Origin of the sequence: Variovorax paradoxus, assembly GCF_024734665.1 — a bacterium.
Lineage (GTDB): Bacteria > Pseudomonadota > Gammaproteobacteria > Burkholderiales > Burkholderiaceae_C > Variovorax.
Genome location: NZ_CP102931.1, coordinates 3,490,525 through 3,514,772, shown reverse-complemented (window position 1 = coordinate 3,514,772; position 24,248 = coordinate 3,490,525). Strand labels below are relative to the sequence as shown.

Here is a 24,248-nt window from a genome sequence, read left to right as displayed (position 1 = left end):
TCGTAACGCTGCGAATCGGTTTGTCGATCGCCCGTGGGCCTTTAAAGAATCTTCAGTAAACGCGGCTAGGATGACGCCGGACCTCGCGGTTCCGTGCCCCTTCCGCGCAGCCGACTCGCCGCGCAGCGCCTTCCTGATTTCCCCCGCATGCCCACTACACAACCCAGGCGATCACGCAAACTAGTCATCGGCATTGCCGTTCTCGTCGTGCTGGCGGTCGTCGCCTCTTTCTGGCTCAGCCCGGGCAAGAAGGCCGAATACCTCACCGCCACGGTGCAGTGCACCGATCTCGAAAACGCGGTGCTCGCCACAGGCGTGCTGCAGGCGCTCAAGCAGGTCGAGGTGGGCGCGCAGGTCAGCGGCCAGCTCAAGTCGCTGAAGGTGGTGCTGGGCCAGACCGTGAAGAAGGGCGACTGGCTCGCCGAGATCGACCCAGTCATCTCGCAGAACACCTTCGCGCAGGAGCAGGCCAAGCTCGACAACCTGCAGGCGCAGAAGCTCGCGAAGGAAGTGCGCGTCAGGCAGGCCCAGCTCACATGGACCCGGCAGCAGGAAATGCTCGCGCAGGACGCGGCCGCCAAGCAGGACATGGAAAGCGCCGACGCCGAACTGCGCGCGCTGCGTGCCGACCTGGTGTCGCTCGAAGCGCAGATCCGCCAGCAGAAACTGGCCGTGGCCTCGGCGCAGACGAATCTCTCGTACACGCGCATCGTTGCGCCCATCGACGGCGACGTGGTTTCCATCAGCACGCTCGAAGGCCAGACCGTGGTCGCAGCCTTCCAGGTGCCCACGCTGATGAAACTGGCCGACCTGTCGACCATGACCGTGAAGGCACAGGTGTCCGAGGCCGACGTGGTGCGCGTGAAGCCGGGGCAGCCGGTGTACTTCACCATCCTCGGCGACCCCGACAAGCGCTACCACGGCACGCTGCGCGCGGTGCAGCCTTCGCCAGAGAAGATCAACAACGCCGTGTTCTTCAACGCCCTGTTCGACGTGCCCAACCCTGATCGCACCTTGCGCGTAGACATGACGGCGCAGGTGGCCATCCTGCTGGGCGAGGCCAAGCAGGCGCTGACCGTGCCGCTGACCGCGCTGGGTCCGCGCGACAAGGACGGCCGCCAGGAAGTGCGCGTGCTCAAGGCCGACCAGACCGTGGAAAAACGGCAGGTGCGCGTGGGCATCTCCAACAACTTCCAGGCACAGGTGCTCGAAGGTTTGAAAGAGGGCGACAACGTCATCACGGGCGATGCCTCGGCTGTTCTGGAGCGGGGCGAAAGCGGAGACGGCGGCGGCGGACGGGGCAAGCGCCCATGACAGATGAAAAGCAGCCGCTGCTGACTCTTCGCGGCATCGGCCGCAGCTTTCCCTCGGGCGAGCAGGAAGTGCAGGTGCTGAAAGAAGTCAACCTCGACATCGGCAACGGCGAAATGCTGGCCATCGTCGGCGCCTCGGGCTCGGGCAAGTCGACGCTGATGAACATCCTCGGTTGCCTCGACCGGCCGAGTACCGGCACCTACGTTGTCTCGGGCCAGGACGTGGGCACGCTCGACAGCGACGCACTTGCCCAACTGCGGCGCGAGCACTTCGGCTTCATCTTCCAGCGCTACCACCTGATGCCGCACCTGACGGCGACCGGCAACGTCGAGGTGCCCGCTGTGTACGCCGGCACCGACGGCGAGGCGCGCGACACGCGTGCGCGCCAGCTGCTGGTGCGTCTGGGTCTTGGCGACCGCACCGAGCATCGGCCGAGCCAGCTCTCGGGCGGCCAGCAGCAGCGTGTGAGCATCGCGCGTGCGTTGATGAACGGCGGACAGGTGATCCTGGCCGACGAACCGACCGGTGCGCTCGACAGCCGCAGCGGCCAGGAGGTGATCGGCATCCTGCGAGAGCTGCATGCGCAAGGGCACACGATCATCATCGTGACGCACGACATGCAGGTGGCGAGCTGCACCGAACGCATCATCGAGATCGCCGACGGCGTGATCGTGGGCGACCGGCCCAACGTGCCCACGGTGGCGGCGCCGGCGCAAGCCGTGCAGCCCGACGCGCCAATTCCCGATGCGATGACGAAGCCCCGGCTCGGCATCGCACGCTTCAGCACCGGCTGGGCCCGCTTTGCCGAAGCCTTCCGCATGGCCTGGCGCTCGATGATGGCGCACCGCATGCGCACGGCGCTCACCATGCTGGGAATCGTCATCGGCATCACCTCTGTGGTGTCGATCGTGGCCATCGGGGAGGGCGCCAAGCGCTTCGTGCTGTCGGACATCCGGGCCATCGGCACCAACACGCTCGACGTGTACCCGGGCCGCGACTTCGGCGACGACAAGGCCTCGAGCATCCGCACGCTGATACCGTCCGACCTCGACGCGCTCGCGGCGCAGCCCTATGTGCACAGCGTGACGCCCTCGACCTCGCGCAGCCTGCGCCTGCGCTACCGCAGCGTCGACATCAACGGCACGGTGAACGGCGTGAGCGACAGTTTCTTTCGCGTGCGCGACATCCAGATGGCCAGCGGCGCAGCCTTTACGGCCAGCGACGTGCGCCACCAGTCGCAGGTGGTGGTGATCGACCAGAACACGCGGCGCAAGCTGTTTCCAGACGGCGCCGAGGCGGTGGGCAAGATCATCCTGGTGGGCAACCTGCCGTGCACGGTGATCGGCGTGTCGCAGGAAAAAAAGAGCATGTTCGGCGAGAACAAGTCGCTCAACATCTGGCTGCCCTACAGCACGGGCGCGAGCCGGCTCTTCGGGCAGCAGCACTTCGACAACATCACGGTGCGGATCCGCGACGACCAGCCGACCAAGGCCGCCGAAGACAGCGTGGTCAAGCTGCTCACGCTGCGCCACGGCAGCAAGGATTTCTTCACATTCAACATGGACAGCATCGTGAAGACAGCCGAGCGCACCAGCCAGTCGCTCACGCTGCTGCTGTCGCTCATTGCCGTGATCTCGCTGGTGGTGGGCGGCATCGGCGTGATGAACATCATGCTGGTGTCGGTGACCGAGCGCACCCGCGAGATCGGCATTCGCATGGCGGTGGGCGCGCGCCAGAGCGACGTGCTGCAGCAGTTCCTGACCGAGGCTGTGCTGGTGTGCCTGGTGGGCGGGTTGATCGGCGTGACGCTGTCGTACGGCATCAGCTTTCTGTTTTCGCTTTTCGTCAAGCAATGGCAAATGATCTTTTCGCTGGGCGCCGTGGTGACGGCGTTCTTGTGCGCGTCGCTGATCGGCGTGCTGTTCGGCTATCTGCCAGCGCGCAACGCGGCGCGGCTGGACCCGATCGAGGCGCTGGCTCGTGAGTAGGGCGCGTGTTCTTTCCGCGGTGGCTGTCGCAGTGCTGGTGCTTGGCGGGTGCACCTTGTTCCAGCCTGAGCAACGGGTGCAGCGGCCATTGGAAGTGCCGCAGGGCTGGCAGCAGTCGTCCGGCGCGGGGAGCGCGGCTGCGATGCTGTCCGCGAACTGGTGGACGGCGTTCAACGATCCGCAGCTCGACCGGCTGATCGACAACGCGCTGCGCACCAACAACGACCTGGCCGCAGCGGGCATTCGCGTGCAGCGCGCGCAATTGCAGGCTGGTTTGGCGAATACCAACCTCACGCCCAGCGTGGTGGGGCAGGCCAGCACCAGCCGCAGCTACGACCTGAAGCGCGGCGGCGTGGCAGGTTCCGCGTCGAGCTCTCTGGTGACGCTGAGCTATGAGCTCGACCTGTGGGGCCGGCTCTCGGCGCAGCGCAGCGCCGCCGATTGGGAACTGAAGGCCACCGAATCCGACCGCCAGGCCACGGCGCTGACGCTTGTCGGCACCACGGCAGGGCTCTACTGGCAGACCGGCTACCTGAACCAGCGCATCGCACTCAGCGAAGCGGGCATGGAAGACGGCCGGCGCATCCTTGCGCTGGTGCGCGTGAAGTACGCGGCAGGCGCTGTGTCGGGGCTGGATGTGGCGCAGGCGGGCCAGAGTCTCGCGACACAGAAGGCGGCGCATACGCAGTTGCTTCAGCAGCGAGTGGAGGCGCGCAACGCGCTGGCGATTCTGTTTGACCAGCCGCCGGAGTCGATGGCCGTCGAGCCCGCGCAGTTGCCCGACATCGCCTTGCCAGTCATCGATGCTGGCGTGCCCGCGAGTCTGCTGGGCCGACGCCCCGACCTGCGCGCCGCCGAGCAGCGGTTGCGCGGTGCACTGGCGAACGTCGACGCCACGCGCACAGGGTTCTATCCGGCGCTGAGCCTGACGGGGTCGCTGGGCACGTCGAGTACCGCGTTGGGAGAGCTGTTGAAGAACCCTGTGGCTACGCTCGGTGCCGGGCTGGCGCTGCCGTTCCTGCAATGGAACACCGCCCGGCTTACCGTGGCCGTGTCGCAGACGCAGTATGAAGAGGCGGTGCTGGGTTTTCGGCAGTCGCTCTACACGGCGTTGTCAGAGGTCGAGAACGCGTTGTCGTCGCGCACGCAACTGCGTAACGAGAGCGAGAAGCTCGTGCTGGCGCTGCAGGAGGCGCGGCGCGCGGAGCGGTTATCGGAGGTGCGCTACCGCGCCGGAGCGACCGCGCTGCAGCCGGTGCTGGATGCGAAGGATCGGCGCCGCACGGCCGAGGTTTCGCTGGCCCAGAACCAGTTGAATCAGCTCAATGCGACGATGACGCTGTACAAGGCGTTGGGCGGGGCTGCTGTCGCGCTGTAGGGCCTCCGCGCTTCATCGGCGGCACAGCGCCCTCACCCTAGCCCGCTCCCGCAAGCGGGAGAGGGGACAAGACGGGGCGCGGCTGTGGGTACTACTCCCTCTCCCGTAAGCGGGAGAGGGCTGGGGTGAGGGCAGCGGCATCAATGCCACCGGCTCATCTCATCGTTGCCCAGATCAATCCTGAAACGGCGCCTTCTTCGCCAGCTTGCGAAACACCAGCCCAGGCAGCCGCAACACGAACTCCACCATCAGCCGCGCGTGCATCCACGTAAGCAGCACGTTGTCGCGCCCATAGCGGAAGTGCGAAACCCCGCCTTCCTCGGCCGTCAGGTACTTCACTGGCGCATCGATGTTCACCGGCTTGACGCCGCGCCAGGCCAGCCGCACGACAGCCTCGGTGTCGAAGTCGAAGCGCCGCATCCAGGGCTGCCGCTCCATGACGGCGATCAGGTCCGTCACCGGATACACGCGAAAGCCGTAGAGCGAATCGCCCACGCCGGCGAACAGCGTTTCGAGCTGCGTCCATCCGTTAGATACACGCCGACCGCGCACGCGCAGCAGCGGTGCGCTGGCATCGAACACCGGCCGTCCGAGCACCATCGTCTCAGGGCGGGCCAGCGAAGCTTTCATGAACTCGGGGATCAGGTCCGCCGGATGCTGCCCGTCGGAATCCATCGTCAGCGCATGGGTGAAACCAGCTTCCCTGGCGGCGCGCAGGCCGTGCAGCACGGCCGAACCCTTGCCCTGGTTCTGCTGCAGCACCCACACGCGCAGGCCCGGGTCGCCGGCCGCCATCTGCTGCAGCCGCTCGCCCGTGCCGTCGTCGCTGCCGTCGACAACCACCCACACCGGGTTCCACTGCGCGCGCGCAGCGGCGACGGTCGAGAACAGGCGCTCGCCAGTGTTGTAGCTGGGGATCAGGACAAGGTGGGTGCGCGAGGCGTCTGGCATTCGGGGGACGCGTCGGTGGCGCGCTGCTCCAGGTTTTGTCGGAAGTATTGTTCGAGCTCGGCCTGCAGCACGTCGCTGTCCTGCGTGGGCGAGAAGCGCTTGCCGATCCGCAGGGTGAAGACGATGGGCAGCGGCGGCACGCGCCACAGCGGCCAGCCCTTGGCGAGGTAGGGCGAGTCGGTGTCGATGAACACCGTTTGTATGGGCGCCTGCGCCAGCTTGGCGATCAGCGTCGTACCGGGGCGAAACGGGTTGAGCGGCGGCGTCACCGTGCGCGTACCCTCGGGAAAGATCACCAGCTGGCCGCCGTTGCGTAGATCGTTCACGGCAAGGCGCACCATCGTGCGGGCAGACTTGTTGCTGATGTAGCGCGCCAGCCGGGCGCCCGCGCCCAGGAAGATGTTGCCCATCAGGTCGGCCTTCATGATGCAGGCGCTGCGCGGCAGCCGCGCCACCAGCAGCAGCGCGTCGAGCATGGTCGGGTGGTTGGCCACGAAGATCACGCCGGGCTCCTTGCGCATCGGGTCGAGGCAGGTGGCGTCGATGCGCATCATGCCGGTCACCGACGCCAGCCACCAGAACATGCGGTAGGCGAAGGCGATGGTCGTGCGGCCCAGCACGCGCGCGGGTGCCGCCGGCATCACCGGGTGGATCAGCATGGCGACGACGTTCCAGACCAGCGAGATCAGGCCCAGGAACAGCAGCAGCGCGTAGAGCATCAACGCGAGCGGAATCGACATGAGAATTCGCAGCACGCGAGTCATTGAATCAGTCAATCGGGCAAGGCTCGGTCGGACAACGACCGGTCATGCCCGTAGCTGGCCGGCCGCGACCGTGTGGGCCTCGATCTCGACCAGCAGGTCGCTGCGGCAGATGTCGGCTTCGAGATACACCGCGTGGCGCGCCATCGGAGCGTTGGCGCCGAGCGTGCCTTCGATGATGCTGCGCACCGCTTCGGTGTCCGACGGGTGACGCGCGTAGACCACGCAATCGAGTTCGGCCAGCGAGAACTTCGCGGTGCCGCGTTCGTTGGCTGCGTCGATCACCGCCTGCAGGTTGCGCAGCGTTTCACGAGTTTGCTCGAGCACGTCGCCGTGGTGCACGGTTTCGTGGCCGACGATGCTCGCCGTGCCGGAGATGAAGAGGGCGATGTTGCCGTCGCCGATGTCCGCCAGCGCGGCGCGCGAGAAGGTCGGCGAGCGCGGGCCGTAGGTTTCGGGATAGCGGTAGGCCGAAACCTGCCGCGGGTTTTCGACCGGCAGCGGCGCCTGCTGGCCGGCCAGGAAGCGGATCGACAAAGCGCCTTGGTGGATGCCTAGGGCGCAGGCCGCGGGCGCGCCTTCGAAGGCGGCGCGGCCGGCTTCAAGAAACGCTTCCTGCCGGCCGAGGTTGAACTGGCGGTAGCGCTCCAGCCCGCCGCCGTCGGCGTTGATCTGCGGCAGGTAGTTCCAGATGCGCTGCAGGTGCGGCGTGCCGGCCTGGTCGAGCGTCTTGAACAGGTCGCGGTAGGCGCGGTGCGCGAGTTCGGCGAGGCCCTGCTTTTCGGTGGCTTCGTCCAGGTCGATGGCGCCGAGCAGCCAGTGCCCGTCGGTGCGCCAGCGCGCGATGCCAGTGGTGCCCGACTTGACGTGCTGCGGGCCGCTTACGTGCCAGACGTCGGCCATGGCTCCGTTGGCCGACAGCACGCGCGCGTTGACCGTCGGCATCCAGGCCACGCCATGCGGCGTGCCGTAGCCGAGCGCTGCGAAGGGCGCCTTGCCGTCGGTGGCCAGCGCGAGGCTGGCCGGCAGCGACAGGCGCTCGACGCGCAGATGGGAAGAAGGGGTTTCGTCCTGAGCTCGCACTGTCAGCTGGCCTCGACGGTGTGTTCGGGTTTGATGGCGGTGTAGGCAGAGAAAACGCCGAGGCTCGCATGCCGGCGCACGTCGCGAAAACCCGCGTCGGCCAGCGCCTGCATCACCCGCTCGGGCGGAATGCAGGCCTCGATCGTGTCCCAGTAATAGCGCCACAGTTCCGAGGTGTTGCGTTGGCGACCGACCACGCGGGCGATCAGCGGCACCACGGCACGCATGTAGCCCTTGAGCAGCGCGGTTGCGATGCGGCCCTCGGGCTTGGTTATTTCGAGCACCGCCACGCGCCCACCCGGGCGCAGCACGCGATGGAACTCGCTGAAGGCGGCCGCCACGTCGCTGATATGGCGCATGGCGTAGCCCATGCTCACGAAGTCGCTGCTGGCATCGGGTCGGGGCAGGGCTTCGGCCACGCCGCGCACAAGCTCGACACCGGGAAGCTTGACTTGGCCCAACATGCCGGGGCTGGGGTCGATGCCCACGAGCTGGCCGGTGGAGCCGATGAGTTTCAGCGCCTCGCGGGCCACGAGCCCGGTGCCGATGCCCACGTCCAGCACCTGCATGCCCGCCGAGAGGCCGGCTTCCCGCAGCGCAGCACGGCGGTATGAGGGGCCGGTGCCGAAGGCCAGCACGCTCTCGATGCGGTCGTAGTCCGCGGCAGTGCTGTCGAAGATGCGCAGCAGGAACGCCTGATGCTCGGCCTCGGTCTTGTAGTACAGCGGCAAAGGGGCGTGCGGCGGCAGGATGTCAGGATTCCCGGGCCCGACGGAAGGCGATGGCGTCATCGAACGATTATCACCAAAAGCCCCGGCCCGAATTCCGGGCCCCAGGGCGGGCGTTGTGTGCGCCGGACAGTAAACTCGGAGCCTGCTCAGAAAACACAGGACAGCGAGATAGAAAGCCATGGCCGGACATAGCAAGTGGGCGAATATTCAGCACCGGAAGGGCCGCCAGGACGAGAAGCGGGGCAAGCTCTGGACCCGCGCCATCCGTGAAATCACAGTGGCCGCCCGCGCCGGCGGCGCCGATCTGGGCTCCAACCCCCGGCTGCGGCTGGCGGTGGAAAAGGCCAAGGCGGTGAACCTGCCCATCGACACCATCAAGCGCAACATCGACAAGGCGACGGGCAACCTCGAAGGCGTCAATTACGAAGAAATTCGTTACGAAGGGTACGGCATCGGCGGCGCGGCGATCATCGTCGACACCATGACCGACAACCGCGTGCGCACCGTGGCCGAAGTGCGCCACGCCTTCTCCAAGCACGGCGGCAACATGGGCACCGAGGGCTCCGTGGCCTTCCAGTTCAAGCACTGCGGCCAGTTCATCTTTGCGCCGGGCACCAATGAAGACAAGGTGATGGAAGTGGCGCTCGAAGCGGGCGCCGAAGACGTCGTTACCGACGACGACGGCGCCATCGAGGTGATCACTGCCGTCGCCGACTTCGAAACCGTGAAGAACGCGCTCGAAGCCGCGGGCCTGAAGCCCGACGCCGCCGAAGTCACCATGCGCGCCGAAAACACGGTAGACGTGACTGGCGAAGACGCCGCAAGAATGCAGAAGTTGCTCGACGTGCTCGAGGACTTGGACGACGTGCAGGACGTTTATCACAACGCCTCGCTGTCCGAGTGATCCGGCGAGCGATGGCGAATGAATGTTGTTAGTTGAATCACAGCGAGAAATGAAGGCCCGCGAATGAAGGTACTGGTAATTGGGGGAGGGGGCCGTGAACACGCTCTGGCATGGCGGCTGGCACAGGCTGCCCGGGTGAGCCGCGTGTACGTGGCGCCGGGCAACGGCGGCACCGCAGCCGACGAGCGCTACGACTGCGTCGACATCACCGAGCCCGCCGCGCTGCGCGAATGGGCGATGAAGGAAAAGATCGCGCTGACCGTGGTCGGCCCCGAGGCGCCGCTGGCTGCCGGTGTGGTGGACGAGTTCCGCGCACACGGCCTGCGCATCTTCGGCCCCACGCAGGCAGCCGCGCAGCTCGAAAGCTCGAAGGCCTTCTCCAAGGCCTTCATGAAGCGCCACAAGATTCCGACCGCCGAGTACGAGGCTTTCACTGACGCCGCAGCGGCGCACGCGTACATCGACGCCAAGGGCGCGCCCATCGTCGTCAAGGCCGACGGCCTGGCGGCTGGCAAGGGCGTGGTGGTCGCCATGACCGCGGAGGAAGCGCACGAGGCAGTCGACTTCATGCTGGTCGACAACAAGTTCGGCGTGTCGCACAACGAAGGCGGCGCGCGCGTCGTCATCGAAGAGTTCCTGCAGGGCGAAGAAGCCAGCTTCATCGTGCTGTGCGACGGCAAGAACGTCACTGCGCTGGCCACCAGCCAGGACCACAAGCGCCTGCTCGACAACGACGAAGGTCCCAACACCGGTGGCATGGGCGCGTATTCGCCCGCGCCGGTGGTCACGGCCGAAGTGCATGCGCGCGCCATGCGCGAAATCATCCTGCCGACCATCCGCGGCATGGAGAAAGACGGCATTCCGTTCACCGGCTTTCTCTACGCCGGCCTGATGATCGACGCCACGGGCCACCCCAAGACGCTCGAGTTCAACTGCCGCATGGGCGACCCCGAGACGCAGCCGATCATGATGCGTTTGAAGTCCGACCTGTTCGAGGTGTTCTGGCACGCCACCGACGGCACGCTCGACCAGGTCGAGCTGCAGTGGGACCGCCGCGTGGCGCTGGGCGTGGTGATGGCCGCGCACGGCTATCCGCTGTCGCCGCGCAAGGGCGACCGCATAACCGGCATTCCGGCCGAGGCGCCCGATGCCGTGGTGTTCCACGCCGGCACTACGCTGGAAAACGGCGAGCTCAAGACCAGCGGCGGCCGCGTGCTCTGCGTGACCGTGCTGGCCGACAGCGTGAAGCAGGCGCAGCAGCGGGCCTACGAGGTTGCGGCGCGCGTCAACTTCGACGGCGCGCAATACCGCAAGGACATCGGATTCCGCGCGCTTCACGCGCGCAACACCCACGGCGCTTGATGCAGCAAACTAACCCGGCAGCGGTCAGCGAGTACCTGCGCGGACTGCAGCAGTCGATCATCGCGGCGGCCGAGAAGGCCGACGGCGGCATCTGCGTGCGAGACGCCTGGCAAAAGGCGCCCGGCGAGCCGCTGCAGGGCCATGGGCTGACCTGCATCCTCGAAGGCGGTGAACTGTTCGAGCGCGCGGGCTGCGGCTTCTCGCAGGTGCGGGGGCCGAAGCTCCCGCCCTCGGCCACGCAGAACCGGCCTGAGCTGTCGGGGGCGCCTTTCGAGGCAATGGGCGTGTCGCTGGTGTTCCATCCGCGCAACCCCTACGTGCCCATCGTCCATATGAACGTGCGCATGCTGGCTGCGCTGCCCAAAGAAGGTGCAGGAGGCGAGCCGGTCTGCTGGTTCGGCGGTGGCATGGACCTCACGCCGTGCTACGGCTTCGAGGAAGATGCGGTGCACTTCCACACCACGTGCCGCAATGCGCTTGCACCCTTCGGCGACGACAAGTACCCGCGCTTCAAGACCTGGTGCGACGAGTATTTCTTCCTGAAGCATCGCGGCGAGCAGCGTGGCATCGGTGGCATCTTCTTCGATGATTTTTCCGAAGGCGGTTTCGAGAACGGCTTCGCGCTGATCCGCTCGGTGGGCGATGGCTTTTTGCCGGCGTATCTGCCGATCGTCGAGCGCCGCCGCGCCACGCCTTACACGGAGCGCGAACGCAACTTCCAGCTCTATCGGCGCGGCCGCTATGTCGAGTTCAACCTCGTGTGGGACCGCGGCACGCACTTCGGCCTTCAGTCGGGTGGACGCACCGAATCAATCCTGCTGTCGATGCCGCCGCTGGCCAGCTGGGCCTACCAGCAGCAGCCCGAGCCGGGCAGCCCAGAAGCCGCGCTCTACAGCGACTTCATCGTGCGGCGCGACTGGTTGTGAACCGCTCCGGCACTGCGGTGCGTCGCATCGGCATTTTCGGCGGCGCATTCGATCCGCCGCACAACGCCCACGTCGCGCTAGCCGAAGCCGCGCTGGCGCAACTCGATCTTGCCGAACTGCACGTCATTCCCACGGGTCAGGCCTGGCACAAGAGCAGGGCGCTCACGCCGAAGGAAGACCGCCTCGAGATGACGCGGCTGGCCTTCGCTGACCTGAAGGGCACCGTCGTCATCGACAGCCGCGAAGTGCTGCGCGACGGGCCCACCTACACGCTCGACACCCTGCACGAACTGCAGCGCGAGCAGCCCGGCGCACAGCTGGTTCTGATCATGGGCGCCGACCAGGCGAGTGCGTTGCCGACCTGGCACGGCTGGCAGGATATACTCGGCATTGCTATCGTTTCTGTAGCGTATCGCGCACTATCGACGAGCAACGCTGCTCGTTTTGATCCGAAAATGCTGCCCGGCCTCCCGGCTGGCGCGCGTTTCGAGGCGCTCGAACTGCCACCTATGAACAACAGCGCCACCGAGATTCGGCGGCGCGCAGAGCTTGGCGTGGACATTTCCTCGCTGGTTCCGCCCACGGTTGCACGCTATATTGACCAACACCACCTCTACCGCTCTGCCTGATGACCACTGAAGCCGCCGCCAAGAAAGACACCCAGAAACTCCAGCGAGCCATCATCGATGGTCTCGAAGACGTCAAGGCGCAGGACATTCAGGTATTCGACACAGAACATCTTTCGCCGCTGTTCGAGCGCGTGATCGTGGCGTCGGGCACCTCCAACCGCCAGACCAAGGCGCTGGCCGCCAGCGTGCGCGATGCGGTGCGCGAAGCCGGTTTCGGCAAGCCGCGCATCGAGGGCGAAGACAACGGCGAGTGGATCATCGTGGACTGCGGCGCGGCTGTGGCGCACATCATGCAGCCCGCCATCCGCCAGTACTACCACCTCGAAGAGATCTGGGGCGACAAGCCGGTGCGCGCCAAGCTCGGCGGTGTCAAGCCCGCGGTTGCCACCGCATCGAAGGTCGGCACCGAAGAGAAGAAGCCGGCCGCCAAGACGCCGACGCTGCGCCGCTCCAGCGCCGCCAAGACCGCGATCCGCGCGGCCGAACAAGAAGCCAAGGCTGCGAAGGCACCGGCCAAGAAAACCGCTGCCAAGAAGGCGCCCGCCAGGAAGACCACCACCGCACGCGTGCCGGTCAAGGTCGTCGGCAAGCCTGCCGCCAAGAAGCCCGCTGCGAAGAAGACGACGACGGCTGCCAGGAAGGCGCCAGCCCGCCGCGCATGAAGCTGCTGGTGGTCGCCGTCGGGCAGCGCATGCCCGATTGGGCACAGACTGCCTGGGACGACTACGCCAAGCGCTTCCCGCCCGAGCTCAAGCTCGAGCTGCGCGCCGTCAAGACCGAGCCGCGCGGCTCCAAGTCGCTCGAAACGCTGTATGCCGCGGAGCGCGAACGCATCGAAGGCGCAATTGCGCGTGGCATGCGCATCGTTGCGCTCGACGAACGCGGCACGGCGCTGACCACCAAGGCGCTTGCCGCGCGCCTGCAGGCTTGGCAGGGCGAGGGCGATGACGTCGCCTTGGTCATTGGCGGGCCCGACGGGCTCGATCCGGCCTTCAAGGCCGCGGCCCACGAACGCATCCGCCTGTCTGACCTGACGCTGCCGCACGCGATGGCGCGGGTGCTGCTGGTCGAGCAGCTGTACCGGGCGTGGTCGGTCAACGCGGGTCATCCTTACCACCGCGAATGACAAGCGCCGACGGGCAGGCCGCGTTGCTCGAGGAGAAGGGCCATGCGCTGCTGCCGGCGCTGTTGCCGTTTGATCTGCTGGACGCAACCGCGCAGTCGCTCGATCATTGGCTGGGGCAGGCGGCAGGCAGCCGCAACCTTCTGGCCCAGCCGCAGTGCAGCGAAATGGCCGTCCAACTGAAGACGCGGCTGGTCAGCATGGGCCTGCTCGATGCTTCATCGGTGGCCGTGCAATGCACGCTCTTCGACAAGACTGCCGACAGGAACTGGCTGGTCGCGCTGCATCAGGACACCTCGATTCCCGCCTCGGGCGCCGGCATGCCGGCCGTCGTCAAGGAAGGCGAGCCTTATGTGCAGCCGCCGGTCGATGTATTGGAATCGCTGCTCGCAGTGCGGGTGCATCTGGATGACTGCGACGTGGATGCGGGGCCGTTGTGCGTCGTGCCGGGCAGCCATCGTGCCGGTCGGATGGACGGCGATGAAGCGCAGGCTTTGCGCGCCGAACATGGCGAGACGATCTGCGTGGCGGCGCGTGGCGATGCCTTGCTGATGCGCCCGTTGCTGCTGCATGTGTCGTCCCGCGCCCGATCGCCGGACCGTCGCCGTGTCCTTCACTTTCTTTTCGGACCCGCGCGCCTGCCGCATGGACTGGTCTGGAACCGCACAGTGGCCGGCGCGCAGCCGGCCCTCCAGGAGAACTGAACCTTGCCGGACTTCATCTACCTCGCTTCGCAGAGCCCGCGTCGCGCCCAATTGCTCGGCCAATTCGGCGTGCGCCACGAACTGCTGCTGGCCGATGCCAACGAAGACGCCGAATCGCTCGAAGCCGTGCTGCCCAACGAGGCTCCTGCAACGTATGTGCAGCGCGTCACGGCCTTGAAGCTCGATGCCGCGGTGGCCCGGCTCCAGCGCCGCGGCCTCGCCGATGCGCCGGTGCTCTGCGCCGACACCACAGTCGCACTCGGCCGCACGATCCTCGGCAAGCCCGAAGATGCGGCGGATGCGGCGCGCATGCTGCGATTGCTCTCGGGCGCTACGCACCGCGTGCTGACCGCCGTTGCGCTGCAGCATGGCGCGCAGCGTCACGCAGCGCTCAGCGTGTCCCGTGTGCGCTTCGCGGACATCACCGATGCGCAGATCGCCCGCTACGCCGGCAGCGGCGAGCCGCTGGGCAAGGCCGGGGCCTATGCCATCCAGGGCGCGGCGGCCGCGTTCATCGAACACATCAGCGGGTCCTATTCGGGCATCATGGGCCTTCCCATGTTCGAGACAGCAGGGCTGCTTCGAAACGCCGGTTTCAATACTTGAGAATTCCATGCAAGACATCCTGATCAACTGGTCTCCACAGGAGACCCGTGTGGCGCTGGTCGAGCACGGCGCGGTGCAAGAGCTGCACGTCGAGCGAACGCTGGAGCGTGGACTGGTCGGCAACATCTACCTCGGCAAGGTGTCGCGCGTGCTGCCGGGCATGCAGTCGGCCTTCATCGACATCGGCCTGGAGCGCACCGCTTTCCTGCACGTGGCCGACATCGTGGCGCCGTTCACGCCGGGTTCGCGACCCAGTGCACCGGCGCCCGAGCGCGACCACCGCAACGGCGGGCCGATGGTGCCCATCGAGAAGCAGGTGTTCGAGGGCCAGTCGCTGTTGGTGCAGGTCATCAAGGACCCCATCGGCACCAAGGGCGCGCGGCTGTCCACGCAGATCAGCATTGCCGGGCGGCTGCTGGTGTTCTTGCCGCAGGACAACCACATAGGCGTGTCGCAGAAGATCCCGTCAGACCAGCGCGAGTCGCTGCGCAACCGCATGCTGGCGCTGATCGAAGCGGCTGCTGCGGCCGACAGTGGCGGCGTGGTGCCGGCCAACACCGGCGGCTTCATCCTGCGCACCAACGGCGAGGACTCCACCGACCCCGAGCTGGCCGAAGACATCGCCTATCTGCGCAAGACCTGGTCGCGCATCCGTGACGCCTCGATGCGCATGCCGCCGATGTCGTTGCTGCACCAGGACCTGAGCCTGCTGCAGCGCGTGTTGCGCGACATGACCAGCGAAGACACGCAGACCATCCGCATCGACTCGCGAGAGCAGTTCGAGGTGCTGCTGAAGTTCGGGCTCGAATTCATGCCCAAGGCGGCGGGCAAGCTGCAGCACTACAAGGGCGAGCGGCCGATCTTCGACCTGTATTCGGTCGATGAAGAAATCGCGAAGGCGCTGGGCCGGCGCGTCGAACTCAAGTCGGGCGGGTATCTGGTGGTCGACCAGACCGAGGCGTTGACCACGGTGGACGTGAACACCGGCGGCTTCGTCGGTGCACGCAACTTCGACGACACCATCTTCAAGACCAACCTCGAAGCGGCGCAGGCCATTGCGCGGCAGCTGCGGCTGCGCAACCTGGGCGGGATCATCATCGTCGACTTCATCGACATGGGCCGCGACGACCACCGCGAGCAGGTGCTGGCGGAGTTCCGCAAGCAACTGGCGCGCGACCGCGTGAAGACCACGGCCGGCGGCTTCTCGCAGCTCGGGCTGGTCGAGATGACGCGCAAGCGCACCCGCGAATCGCTGGCGCACATGCTGTGCGAGCCTTGTGCGGCGTGCGGCGGCCAGGGCATCGTGAAGACCGCGCGCAGCGTGGCCTACGACGTGATGCGAGAGATTTTGCGCGAGGCGCGGCAGTTCACGCCGCGCGAGTTCCGCATCGTGTCGTCGCCGCAGGTAATTGAGCTGTTCCTCGACGAGGAGAGCCAGCACCTGGCGGGGCTGAGCGACTTCATCGGCAAGCCGATTTCGCTGCAGTCCGAGCCCGCGATCGGGCAGGGGCAGTACGACATCGTGCTGCTTTAAGGCTTAAAGCGTCGGGTCCTGTCCTGGCGGGGCGCTGCGCACCGCCAGCGTCTGCAGCCGCGCGTAGAGCCCGTCCAGCGCCATGAGCTGCTCGTGGCTGCCTTGCTCGGCGATGCGCCCTTGCTCCATCACGATGATCCGGTCGGCATGCTGGATGGTCGACAAGCGGTGGGCGACGATCAGCGTGGTGCGGTTCTGCATCAGGCGCTGCAGGGCGTCCTGCACCAGCCGTTCGGATTCGGTGTCGAGCGCCGAGGTGGCCTCGTCGAGCAGCAGCACGGGCGCATTCTTGTAGAGCGCACGGGCAATGGCGAGGCGCTGGCGCTGGCCGCCCGAAAGCTGCGTGGCGTTGTGGCCGAGCACCGTGTCGAGGCCCTGGGGCAGGCTTTCGACGTGCGCGCTCAGATTGGCTGCCTCGATGCATTGCAGCACGCGCTCGCGGTCGATTTCGGCACCCAGCGCCACGTTGGCCGCCAGCGTCTCATTGAGCATCACCACGTCCTGGCTCACCATGGCGAACTGGGCGCGCAGGCTTTTCAATTGCCATTCGCTGGTGTCGTGTCCGTCGAGCAGCACCTGCCCGCCGCTGGGCTGCACGAAGCGCGGCAGCAGGTTGACCAGCGTGGTCTTGCCCGAACCCGAAGGGCCGACGAAGGCCACCACCTGGCCGGGCTCGATGGTCAGGCTCACGCCGTCGAGCGCGCGCTGTTCGTCTTCGCCACGGTAGCTGACCTGCACGTTGCGCAGTTCGATGCGTCCTTCGGCATGTTCGACCTGGAATGCGCCCTGCGACTCCGGGGCCACGTCGTCGATCAGGATCAGCCCACGCTCCAGCGCAGCGAGGCCGCGGGTGATGGGGCCGGCAACTTCGGCGAGGCGCCGGATCGGCGCGATCAGCATCAGCATGGCCGTGATGTAGGCGACGAAACCGCCCACCGTGAAGCCCTGCTTGCCGCTTTGCCACAGCGCGATCATCACCACGATCGACAGTGCGAGCGAAGCCATCATCTGCGTGAGCGGCGTGGTGGCAGCCTGGGCGATGGTCGACTTCACGGCCAGCCGGTTCAGGCGCTGGCTCAGCTGTTCGAAGCGGCGGCCCTGGGCGCCTTCCGCGCCGTGCAGCCGCACCACTCGGTGGGCGAGCACGTTTTCTTCGACCACGTAGGCCAGTTCGTCGGTGGCTTGCTGGCCTTGCTGGGTCAGGCGGTAGAGCCGCTTGGAGAACACCTTCATGATCCAGGAGATGCTGGGCACCAGGAACGCGACGATCAGGGTGAGCTTCCAGTTCAGGTAGACCAGATAGCCCAGCAGCGCGATCAGCGTGAAGCCATCGCGCGAGAGCCCGAGAATCGCTTGCACCAGCAGCATCGCGCCGGTCTGCACTTCGTAGACCACCGTGTTCGACAGAGTGCTGGCCGATTGCCGGGCGAACAGCGCGAGTTCGGCGCCGAGCAGCCGCTCGAACAGCACCCGCCGCAGTTTCTGCATGCCTTCGTTGGCGATGCGCGACAGCGCGTACTGGGAAATGAACTGGGCGATGCCGCGTACTGCGAAAAGAAGCAGCACGGCGGCGGGCACGAACCACAAGGGCATCTCGCCGCGCGTGAAGCCCCGGTCGAGCAGGGGCTTCAGCAGGGCGGCCATCAGCGGTTCGGTGATTGCTGCCAGCATCGCTCCGCTCAGTCCGAGGGCCCACCATTGGCGGGAGCCGCCAAACCAGGTCATGAGTCGCGCCATACGGCGCATCAGGGGAGGGCGTACGTTCTCGCCGCCGGGGGGTGCTTGCATGGCGGCGGATTCTACGGGGGCCCTTATTCAGGGCCTTCCGCAGGTGCTTCTGTAGGACCGCGTCGCCGGATAAACGTTTTGTGACGGCGGCTTCAAGCCAGTGTGTAACATGTGGCCCGTTACAGCCGGGGAGAACTTTTTACCCGGAAACCTCTCCGAACCGCATGAACAAGCCGTTGCCAACTCTAATTCCAACTCCTTCTTCATCGTTATTTGCACGCCGCACGCTCATCGCGGCTCTCGCTGCCACTCCCATGCTTCCTGCACTGGCCCAGTTCCGGGTCGAGGTGTCGGGCGTCGGGCTCACGCAGCTGCCGATTGCGCTCGTTCCTTTCAAGGGCCAGGAAGGCTCGCCCCAGAAGATCTCGGACATCGTCCAGGCCGATCTGGAACGCAGCGGCCAGTTCCGTGGCGTCGATGCCTCGGGCCAGGCGCTGGACGAGGCCTCGCGCCCCGACCTGTCGCTGTGGCGCCAGCGCACGGCCGATTCGCTCGTGGTGGGCAGCGTCAACCGGCTGGCCGACGGCCGCTTCGACGTGCGCTTCCGCCTCTGGGACGTGGTGAAGGGGCAGGACCTGGGCGGCCTGAGCTACACCGTGCCGCAAGGTGACCTGCGCCTTGCTTCGCACCGCATTGCCGACTACGTGTACGAGAAGCTGACCGGCGAAAAGGGCATCTTCTCGACCCGCATCGCCTACGTCACCAAGGGCGGCAGCCGCTACTCGCTGTGGGTGGCAGACGCCGACGGCGAGAACGCCCAGGCCGCGCTCGCTAGCCCCGAACCCATCATCTCGCCCTGCTGGTCGTCCAACGGGCAACAGCTGGCGTATGTGTCCTTCGAGTCGCGCAAGCCGGTCGTGTACGTGCACAACGTGGCCACCGGCCAGCGCCGACTGCTTGCGAACTTCAAGGGCTCCAACAGCGCGCCGGCCTGGGCGCCTGACGGCAACTCGCTCGCCGTCACGCTCAGCCGCGATGGCGGCTCGCAGCTGTTTTCCATTCCGGCCAGCGGCGGCGAACCGCGCCGCCTGACGCAAAGCTCCAGCATCGACACCGAGCCGGTGTACTCGGCTGACGGCGGCACCATCTATTTCGTAAGCGACCGCGGTGGTGCGCCCCAGATCTACAAGATGAGCGCCGGCGGCGGCAACCCGACGCGGGTGACCTTCAGCGGCACCTACAACATTTCTCCGTCTGTCAGCGGCGATGGCCGGTGGTTGGCCTACATCTCCCGAGTGGGCGGTGCCTTCAAACTCCACGTGATGGAGTTGGCAACCGGCAACGTCAGCGCAATCACCGACACCTCCGCGGACGAAAGTCCAAGTTTTGCCCCGAACAGCAAGCTGATCGTCTATGCAACGCAACTGCAAGGCCGCGAAGCCCTGATGACGACCACGCTCGATGGAAAAATAAAGGCACGACTGGCGGGACAGGCTGGAGACATCAGAGAACCGGACTGGGGTCCGTTTCAAAAGCAATGACCAAGGTTTATTTGAGGAGTTTGAAAATATGTTGAAACGTACGATTTATTCGCTGGCCATCGTGGCTCTCATCGCCGGCTGCTCGTCGGGCACCAAGCTCAACGAAACGCCGGTGACCGATCGTTCCGGCTCGGCTGGCGGCCAGCAAGGCGCCAGCAACGTGGCACCTGTCACCATCGATCCGACCGCGGGCACAGCGCAAGGTCCGATTGGCGTCGAGCGCATCGTGTATTTCGACTACGACAGCTACACGGTCAAGCCCGAGTTCCAGTCGCTGATCGACGGCCACGCCAGGTTCCTCAAGGCCAACCCGCAACGCCGCGTCTCGATCGAAGGCCACACCGACGAACGTGGCGGCCGCGAGTACAACCTTGCACTCGGCCAGAAGCGTTCCGAAGCCGTGCGTCGCGCGCTGACCCTGCTGGGCGTGAGCGACAGCCAGATCGAGGCCGTGAGCTTCGGCAAGGAAAAGCCTGCCGTCACGGGCTCGGGTGAAGAAGTGTGGGCGCAGAACCGCCGCGCCGAAATCCGCTACACCCGGTGATGCCACGCGCCATGCTGCGAGGCGCGGCGCTGGCTGCCGCCTTGCTCTGCGTCTCGATGGGGTCGCAGGCTGCACTGTTCGAGGATGACGAGGCTCGCCGCGCCATTCTCGACCTGCGCCAGCGCGTCGAGGCCATGCGCCAGCAGACCGACCAGCGGCTGACCGACGAGAACGGCCAGCTTCGCCGCAGTCTGCTCGACCTGCAGAACCAGATCGAACAGATGCGTGGCGACCTGGCGCGCATGACCGGCCAGAACGAGCAGCTCACCCGCACGGTGAGCGAGATGCAGTCGCGCCAGACCACCATCGACGACAAGCTCAAGCAGAGCGAGCCTTCGAAGGTGTCGGTGGACGGCCGCGAGTTCACCGCCGATCCCAAGGAAAAGGCCGACTTCGACGCCGCCCTCGGTGTGTTCCGCTCGGGCCAGTTCGCGCAGGCGCAGACCGCGTTTGCCGAATTCGTCAAGCGCTACCCGCAAAGCGGCTACAACGCCTCGGCGCTGTTCTGGCTCGGCAATGCGCAGTACGCCACGCGCAACTACAACGAGGCCATCGCGAACTTCCGCTCCATGCTCTCGCTCGCGCCCGACCATGCCAAGGCCCCCGAGGCCGTGCTGTCGATCGCGAACTGCCAGATCGAGCTGAAGGACACGCGCGCCGCGCGCCGCACGCTGGAAGACCTGACCAAGGCCTACCCGCAGTCCGAAGCCGCACAGGCCGGCCGCGAGCGCCTCTCGCGCCTGCGTTGATGCGGGCGGAGTCTTCCGCTTGAGCGCCATCATCACTGCCGCGTTCACCACCCCTCCTGCCGCCGCGGATGTCGTCACCGACACCGCGGCGCCTGACTTTGCGCGCCGCTTCGGCGGGCTCGAGCGGTTGTACGGCGTGGCCGGTGCCGCGGGCATCCGCAACGCGCACGTGCTGGTCGTCGGCATCGGCGGCGTGGGCTCATGGGCGGTCGAGGCGCTGGCGCGCAGCGGGGTGGGGCGGCTGACCATGATCGACCTGGACCACGTGTCGGAGTCGAACATCAACCGCCAGATCCACGCACTCGATGCGACCGTGGGGCAGGCCAAGGTCGAAGCCATGCGCGACCGCATTGCGCAGATCAACTCCGAGTGCAAGGTGCAGGCGATCGACGAGTTCGTCGAGCCCGGCAACTGGCTCTCGTTGCTCGACGCGGCACAGGCTGCGAACGGGCCGGCAACGGCCGTCATCGATGCCTGCGACCAGGTGAAGGCCAAGGTGGCCATGGCGGCATGGGCGCGTGCATCGTCGCGCACGGCGTTCGTCACGGTAGGTGCGGCGGGTGGCAAGCGGCAGGCGCACAAGGTCGACATCGACGATCTGTCGCTCGTTACGCACGACCCGCTGCTTGCGCAGTTGCGCCAGCGCCTGCGCAAGGAGCACGGCGCCCCGCGTGAAGGCCGCAAGATCGGCGTTGCCTGCGTCTTCAGCCGCGAAAGCGTAGCGCCGCCGGATGCGTCTTGTGCCATCGAAGGCGACGGTTCGCTCAACTGCCACGGCTACGGATCGGTGGTGAGCGTGACGGCAACTTTCGGTCAATGTGCTGCAGGTTGGGTGCTCGACAAAATCGCGTCAAACGTCGCGCTATAATCTTTGGCTTTGCCGGATTCAACGTCGGCAAGAGCAAGAATAAAAATGGTTTGGGACGTTAGCTCAGTTGGTAGAGCAGCGGACTTTTAATCCGTTGGTCACTGGTTCGAATCCAGTACGTCCTACCAAACTTTCAAGAATCCCCGCCTGCCTTGTGCACGCGGGGATTTTTTCTGCGCGCGATCAAGCCAGACCGTTCAGGTGCTCATAGAGGATCAAGATGCCGATCCCGATCAGGAAGCCGATGGGTCTGCTACGATTTCCGTCCCGGGGAAACAGCCTCCCGGTCTGCAAAGTAAGACGGTGTCCCGTCCAAGCGCTGGCGACTCATAACGGAGCTATCCGTGGACACCGTACTGCCCGACTCCTCTCCTGCGCATTCCGCGCCAATCCAGCCTGTCTCCTTCGCCGAAGCATTCCGCTTCTGGCTCAAGCTCGGCTTCATCAGCTTCGGCGGTCCTGCCGGGCAGATCGCGATCATGCACACCGAGCTGGTCGAGCGCCGGCGCTGGATCAGCGAGAAGCGCTTTCTGCACGCGCTCAACTACTGCATGCTGCTGCCCGGCCCCGAGGCCCAGCAACTGGCCACCTACATCGGCTGGCTGATGCACCGCACCTGGGGCGGCATCGTCGCTGGTGCGCTGTTCGTGCTGCCGTCGCTGTTCATCCTGATCGCGCTGTCCTGGATCTACATGGCCTACGGCAACGTGCCCGCGGTGGCCGGAATCTTCTACGGCATCAAGCCGGCCGTCACCGCGCTGGTGCTGCACGCAGCCCATCGCATCGGCACGCGTGCGCTGAAGAATCGGTGGATGTGGGGCATTGCGGCCGCGGCCTTCGTGGCCATCTTCGCTTTCGACACGCCGTTCCCGGCGATCGTGATCGGGGCCGCGCTGATCGGCCATTTCGGGGCGCGCTGGGCGCCGGGTGTGTTCGCGCTGGGCGGCGGCCACGGCGGCGCCAATCAGGGCTACGGGCCGGCGCTGATCGACGACGACACGCCGACCCCTGCGCATGCCCGCTTCACGCGCAGCCGCCTTGTCAAAGTGCTGGCAGTGGGACTCGGCCTGTGGGCCTTGGCGATGGGCGTGCTCGTGGCCACGCAGGGCTGGCAGAGTGCGCTGGCGCAGATGGGCTGGTTCTTCACCAAGGCTGCGCTGCTGACCTTCGGCGGCGCCTACGCCGTGCTGCCCTATGTGTACCAGGGGGCGGTCGAGCACCACCACTGGCTCAACGGCACGCAAATGATCGATGGCCTCGCGCTCGGCGAGACCACGCCCGGGCCGCTGATCATGGTGGTGGCTTTCGTCGGCTTCGTGGGCGGCTGGCTGCAGCAGGTCGCGGGACCGGGCGCCTTGTTCATCGGCGGGGCGTTGGCGGCCACGGTGGTGACCTTCTTCACCTTCCTGCCGTCGTTCGTTTTCATCCTCGCGGGCGGGCCGCTGATCGAGGCCACGCACGGCAAGCTCGGGTTCACCGCGCCGCTGTCGGCTGTTACGGCCGCGGTGGTCGGCGTGATCCTGAACCTCGCGCTGTTCTTCGCGTACCACGTGCTGTGGCCGCAGGGTTTCGGTGGGCGCTTCGACGCGCTGTCCGCGGTCATCGCGGTGGCTGCGGTCGTGGCGCTCTTTCGCTTCAAGGTGGGCGTGATGCCGCTGCTCGGTGCCTGCGCGGCCGTCGGGCTGCTGGCGACCCTGGTGCCCGGGCTGCGCTGAGGAGTTGCGCGCGGCCGGCTGGTCTTGCGCTTCATCGAGCCTGAGGGTTCTTCTTCAGTGCGGATGCGCGTGGTGCGCGTCCGGCACGTGCGCATGCGTGTGGTGCAGCGGTGCGTGGTGGTGCGGGTGGCTGTGCTCGCCCACCGGCATCGGGTCGTGTGTATGGTCGTGATGCCCGTCGTCGTGCCGGTGCGCGTGCTCATGGTCGAGCGGCTCGTGGTCGTGCGCATGGCCGTGGGATTCGGCCAGGTGCAAGGCCACCCCGGCGAGCATCAGCAATCCGCCGGTCGCCATGCCCCAGCTCAAGGCACGGTCCCCCAGCGCGATGGCGACCACTGCGCCGATGAACGGTGCGAAGGCGAACACCGAGCCCGTGCGCGCCGCGCCGAAGGCACGTTGCGCCAGCAGGTAGAGCCGCAGGCTGAGCCCGTAGCCGCTGGCACCGATGGCGAGTAGCGCCAGGGCCGCGGTCCTGCCGGGCAGTGGTTCGCCGGTCGCAATTGCGAGCAGGGCGGTCGCGCCCGCGCCCAGCAGCGACTTGCCGAGCACTACCTGACCGGGATCGCGCTCGGCCAGCGCGCGCGACAGCGTGTTGTCGATGCCCCAGGCAGCCGTGGCTGCCAGCACCGCAAGCAGGCCCAGCAGTTGCACGCCACCGCTCAGGCCCCGGTCGATCACCAGCACCATGCCGCCTGCGAGCAACAGCAGCATCGCGCTCCACACCCGGCGGTCCATCACCTCGCGGTAGAGCGTGCGCGCCAGCACCGCGGTGAACAGCGCTTCGAGCGCGAGCATGAGCGAGGCGCTGGTACCGCTGGTGTGCTGCAGGCCCCAGGCGAGCGCCACGGGGCCGATGACGGCGCCGAACAGCGCCATCCACGACAGCCGCTTCAGGTCGGCGCGGCGCAGCGTCGCTTCGCGCTCCACCGGCTGGCGCAGCCACGCGCCCATGAACGCGGCGCCGGCGTAGAGCAGGGCGGCGGTGGTGAAGGCGCCGAGTCCCGCGCCCGCGCGCTGAACCAGTGGCGTGCTGATGCCGAAGAGTGCCGCGGCCGCGAGGGCCAGCAGGCCGCCGCGCAATGCGGGGAGATGGAAGGGGGACACGTCTT

23 protein-coding genes and 1 tRNA gene are annotated in these 24,248 nt (G+C 66.7%); 18 read left to right on the top strand and 6 right to left on the bottom strand.

Features of this window, described 5'->3' with window-relative positions; genetic code table 11:
- Window positions 1–147: 147 nt before the first annotated feature.
- Genes macA through NWF24_RS16520 form a run of 3 tightly spaced genes read left to right on the top strand, consistent with a single transcriptional unit; the run spans window position 148 to window position 4,680 of the window.
- On the top strand, window positions 148–1,314 hold the full coding sequence (gene macA / locus NWF24_RS16530; protein WP_258355118.1) for a macrolide transporter subunit MacA: 1,167 nt from the start codon (window positions 148–150) through the stop codon (window positions 1,312–1,314).
- Window positions 1,311–3,302: a macrolide ABC transporter ATP-binding protein/permease MacB gene (gene macB, locus NWF24_RS16525; RefSeq protein WP_258355117.1), complete on the top strand. Its 1,992-nt coding sequence runs from the start codon at window positions 1,311–1,313 to the stop codon at window positions 3,300–3,302. Before macA ends, macB begins: the two co-directional genes overlap by 4 nt.
- A complete protein-coding gene (locus tag NWF24_RS16520; RefSeq protein ID WP_258355116.1) occupies window positions 3,295–4,680 on the top strand; it encodes an efflux transporter outer membrane subunit in 1,386 nt (461 codons plus the stop codon). Before macB ends, NWF24_RS16520 begins: the two co-directional genes overlap by 8 nt.
- A gap of 174 nt (window positions 4,681–4,854) precedes the next feature.
- Here NWF24_RS16520 and NWF24_RS16515 read toward each other — a convergent pair whose 3' ends face one another.
- Genes NWF24_RS16515 through NWF24_RS16500 form a run of 4 tightly spaced genes read right to left on the bottom strand, consistent with a single transcriptional unit; the run spans window position 4,855 to window position 8,266 of the window.
- Window positions 4,855–5,631, bottom strand: a complete 777-nt coding sequence (locus NWF24_RS16515) for a glycosyltransferase family 2 protein (RefSeq protein WP_258355115.1) — start codon at window positions 5,629–5,631, stop codon at window positions 4,855–4,857.
- Complete coding sequence (locus NWF24_RS16510; protein WP_258355114.1) at window positions 5,598–6,395, bottom strand: lysophospholipid acyltransferase family protein; 798 nt, start codon at window positions 6,393–6,395, stop codon at window positions 5,598–5,600. Before NWF24_RS16510 ends, NWF24_RS16515 begins: the two co-directional genes overlap by 34 nt.
- A gap of 42 nt (window positions 6,396–6,437) precedes the next feature.
- Window positions 6,438–7,475, bottom strand: coding sequence for a chorismate transformation enzyme, FkbO/Hyg5 family (locus NWF24_RS16505; protein ID WP_258355113.1), 1,038 nt, complete (start codon window positions 7,473–7,475; stop codon window positions 6,438–6,440).
- Window positions 7,476–7,477: 2 nt separating this feature from the next.
- A complete protein-coding gene (locus tag NWF24_RS16500; RefSeq protein ID WP_258355112.1) occupies window positions 7,478–8,266 on the bottom strand; it encodes a class I SAM-dependent methyltransferase in 789 nt (262 codons plus the stop codon).
- Window positions 8,267–8,384: 118 nt separating this feature from the next.
- On the opposite strand from NWF24_RS16500, the gene NWF24_RS16495 reads away from it, so the two are divergent.
- From NWF24_RS16495 to rng, 9 genes are all read left to right on the top strand, one after another.
- On the top strand, window positions 8,385–9,110 hold the full coding sequence (locus NWF24_RS16495; RefSeq protein ID WP_258355111.1) for a YebC/PmpR family DNA-binding transcriptional regulator: 726 nt from the start codon (window positions 8,385–8,387) through the stop codon (window positions 9,108–9,110).
- Window positions 9,111–9,173: 63 nt separating this feature from the next.
- Complete coding sequence (gene purD, locus NWF24_RS16490) at window positions 9,174–10,472, top strand: phosphoribosylamine--glycine ligase (RefSeq protein WP_258355110.1); 1,299 nt, start codon at window positions 9,174–9,176, stop codon at window positions 10,470–10,472.
- Entirely contained in the window at window positions 10,472–11,398 is a 927-nt protein-coding gene (gene hemF, locus NWF24_RS16485; RefSeq protein WP_258355302.1) for an oxygen-dependent coproporphyrinogen oxidase, read from the top strand. Before purD ends, hemF begins: the two co-directional genes overlap by 1 nt.
- Window positions 11,395–12,027: a nicotinate-nucleotide adenylyltransferase gene (gene nadD, locus NWF24_RS16480; RefSeq protein ID WP_258355109.1), complete on the top strand. Its 633-nt coding sequence runs from the start codon at window positions 11,395–11,397 to the stop codon at window positions 12,025–12,027. The genes hemF and nadD overlap by 4 nt, the downstream gene beginning before the upstream one ends.
- On the top strand, window positions 12,027–12,689 hold the full coding sequence (rsfS, locus tag NWF24_RS16475; RefSeq protein ID WP_258355108.1) for a ribosome silencing factor: 663 nt from the start codon (window positions 12,027–12,029) through the stop codon (window positions 12,687–12,689). Before nadD ends, rsfS begins: the two co-directional genes overlap by 1 nt.
- Window positions 12,686–13,153 carry a 23S rRNA (pseudouridine(1915)-N(3))-methyltransferase RlmH gene (gene rlmH, locus NWF24_RS16470; RefSeq protein ID WP_042579728.1) on the top strand — a complete coding sequence of 156 codons (468 nt, stop codon included), beginning with the start codon at window positions 12,686–12,688 and terminating at the stop codon, window positions 13,151–13,153. Before rsfS ends, rlmH begins: the two co-directional genes overlap by 4 nt.
- Window positions 13,150–13,854, top strand: coding sequence for a phytanoyl-CoA dioxygenase family protein (locus tag NWF24_RS16465; RefSeq protein WP_258355107.1), 705 nt, complete (start codon window positions 13,150–13,152; stop codon window positions 13,852–13,854). The genes rlmH and NWF24_RS16465 overlap by 4 nt, the downstream gene beginning before the upstream one ends.
- A 3-nt stretch (window positions 13,855–13,857) precedes the next feature.
- On the top strand, window positions 13,858–14,460 hold the full coding sequence (locus tag NWF24_RS16460; protein ID WP_258355106.1) for a Maf family protein: 603 nt from the start codon (window positions 13,858–13,860) through the stop codon (window positions 14,458–14,460).
- Window positions 14,461–14,467: 7 nt separating this feature from the next.
- The gene (rng, locus tag NWF24_RS16455; RefSeq protein WP_093054667.1) at window positions 14,468–15,994 is read left to right on the top strand and encodes a ribonuclease G; all 1,527 of its coding nucleotides are present in this window, start codon (window positions 14,468–14,470) and stop codon (window positions 15,992–15,994) included.
- A gap of 3 nt (window positions 15,995–15,997) precedes the next feature.
- Here the strand turns inward: rng and msbA are convergent, their stop codons facing one another.
- Entirely contained in the window at window positions 15,998–17,782 is a 1,785-nt protein-coding gene (msbA, locus tag NWF24_RS16450) for a lipid A export permease/ATP-binding protein MsbA (RefSeq protein ID WP_258355105.1), read from the bottom strand.
- Between the two features lie 254 nt (window positions 17,783–18,036).
- Between msbA and tolB the strand changes: the two genes are divergently transcribed.
- From tolB to chrA, 6 genes are all read left to right on the top strand, one after another.
- Complete coding sequence (gene tolB / locus NWF24_RS16445) at window positions 18,037–19,263, top strand: Tol-Pal system beta propeller repeat protein TolB (protein WP_218132221.1); 1,227 nt, start codon at window positions 18,037–18,039, stop codon at window positions 19,261–19,263.
- A gap of 28 nt (window positions 19,264–19,291) precedes the next feature.
- Window positions 19,292–19,807 carry a peptidoglycan-associated lipoprotein Pal gene (gene pal, locus NWF24_RS16440; protein WP_258355104.1) on the top strand — a complete coding sequence of 172 codons (516 nt, stop codon included), beginning with the start codon at window positions 19,292–19,294 and terminating at the stop codon, window positions 19,805–19,807.
- Window positions 19,807–20,556, top strand: coding sequence for a tol-pal system protein YbgF (ybgF, locus tag NWF24_RS16435; protein ID WP_093054675.1), 750 nt, complete (start codon window positions 19,807–19,809; stop codon window positions 20,554–20,556). The genes pal and ybgF overlap by 1 nt, the downstream gene beginning before the upstream one ends.
- A gap of 19 nt (window positions 20,557–20,575) precedes the next feature.
- Window positions 20,576–21,424 carry a tRNA threonylcarbamoyladenosine dehydratase gene (locus NWF24_RS16430; RefSeq protein WP_258355103.1) on the top strand — a complete coding sequence of 283 codons (849 nt, stop codon included), beginning with the start codon at window positions 20,576–20,578 and terminating at the stop codon, window positions 21,422–21,424.
- Between the two features lie 52 nt (window positions 21,425–21,476).
- A tRNA-Lys gene (locus tag NWF24_RS16425) sits at window positions 21,477–21,552 on the top strand.
- Window positions 21,553–21,768: 216 nt separating this feature from the next.
- Entirely contained in the window at window positions 21,769–23,139 is a 1,371-nt protein-coding gene (gene chrA / locus NWF24_RS16420; RefSeq protein ID WP_258355102.1) for a chromate efflux transporter, read from the top strand.
- A gap of 54 nt (window positions 23,140–23,193) precedes the next feature.
- Here the strand turns inward: chrA and NWF24_RS16415 are convergent, their stop codons facing one another.
- Window positions 23,194–24,243 (bottom strand): DMT family transporter, encoded by a 1,050-nt coding sequence (locus NWF24_RS16415; protein ID WP_258355101.1) that lies wholly within the window; start codon window positions 24,241–24,243, stop codon window positions 23,194–23,196.
- Window positions 24,244–24,248: the final 5 nt, after the last annotated feature.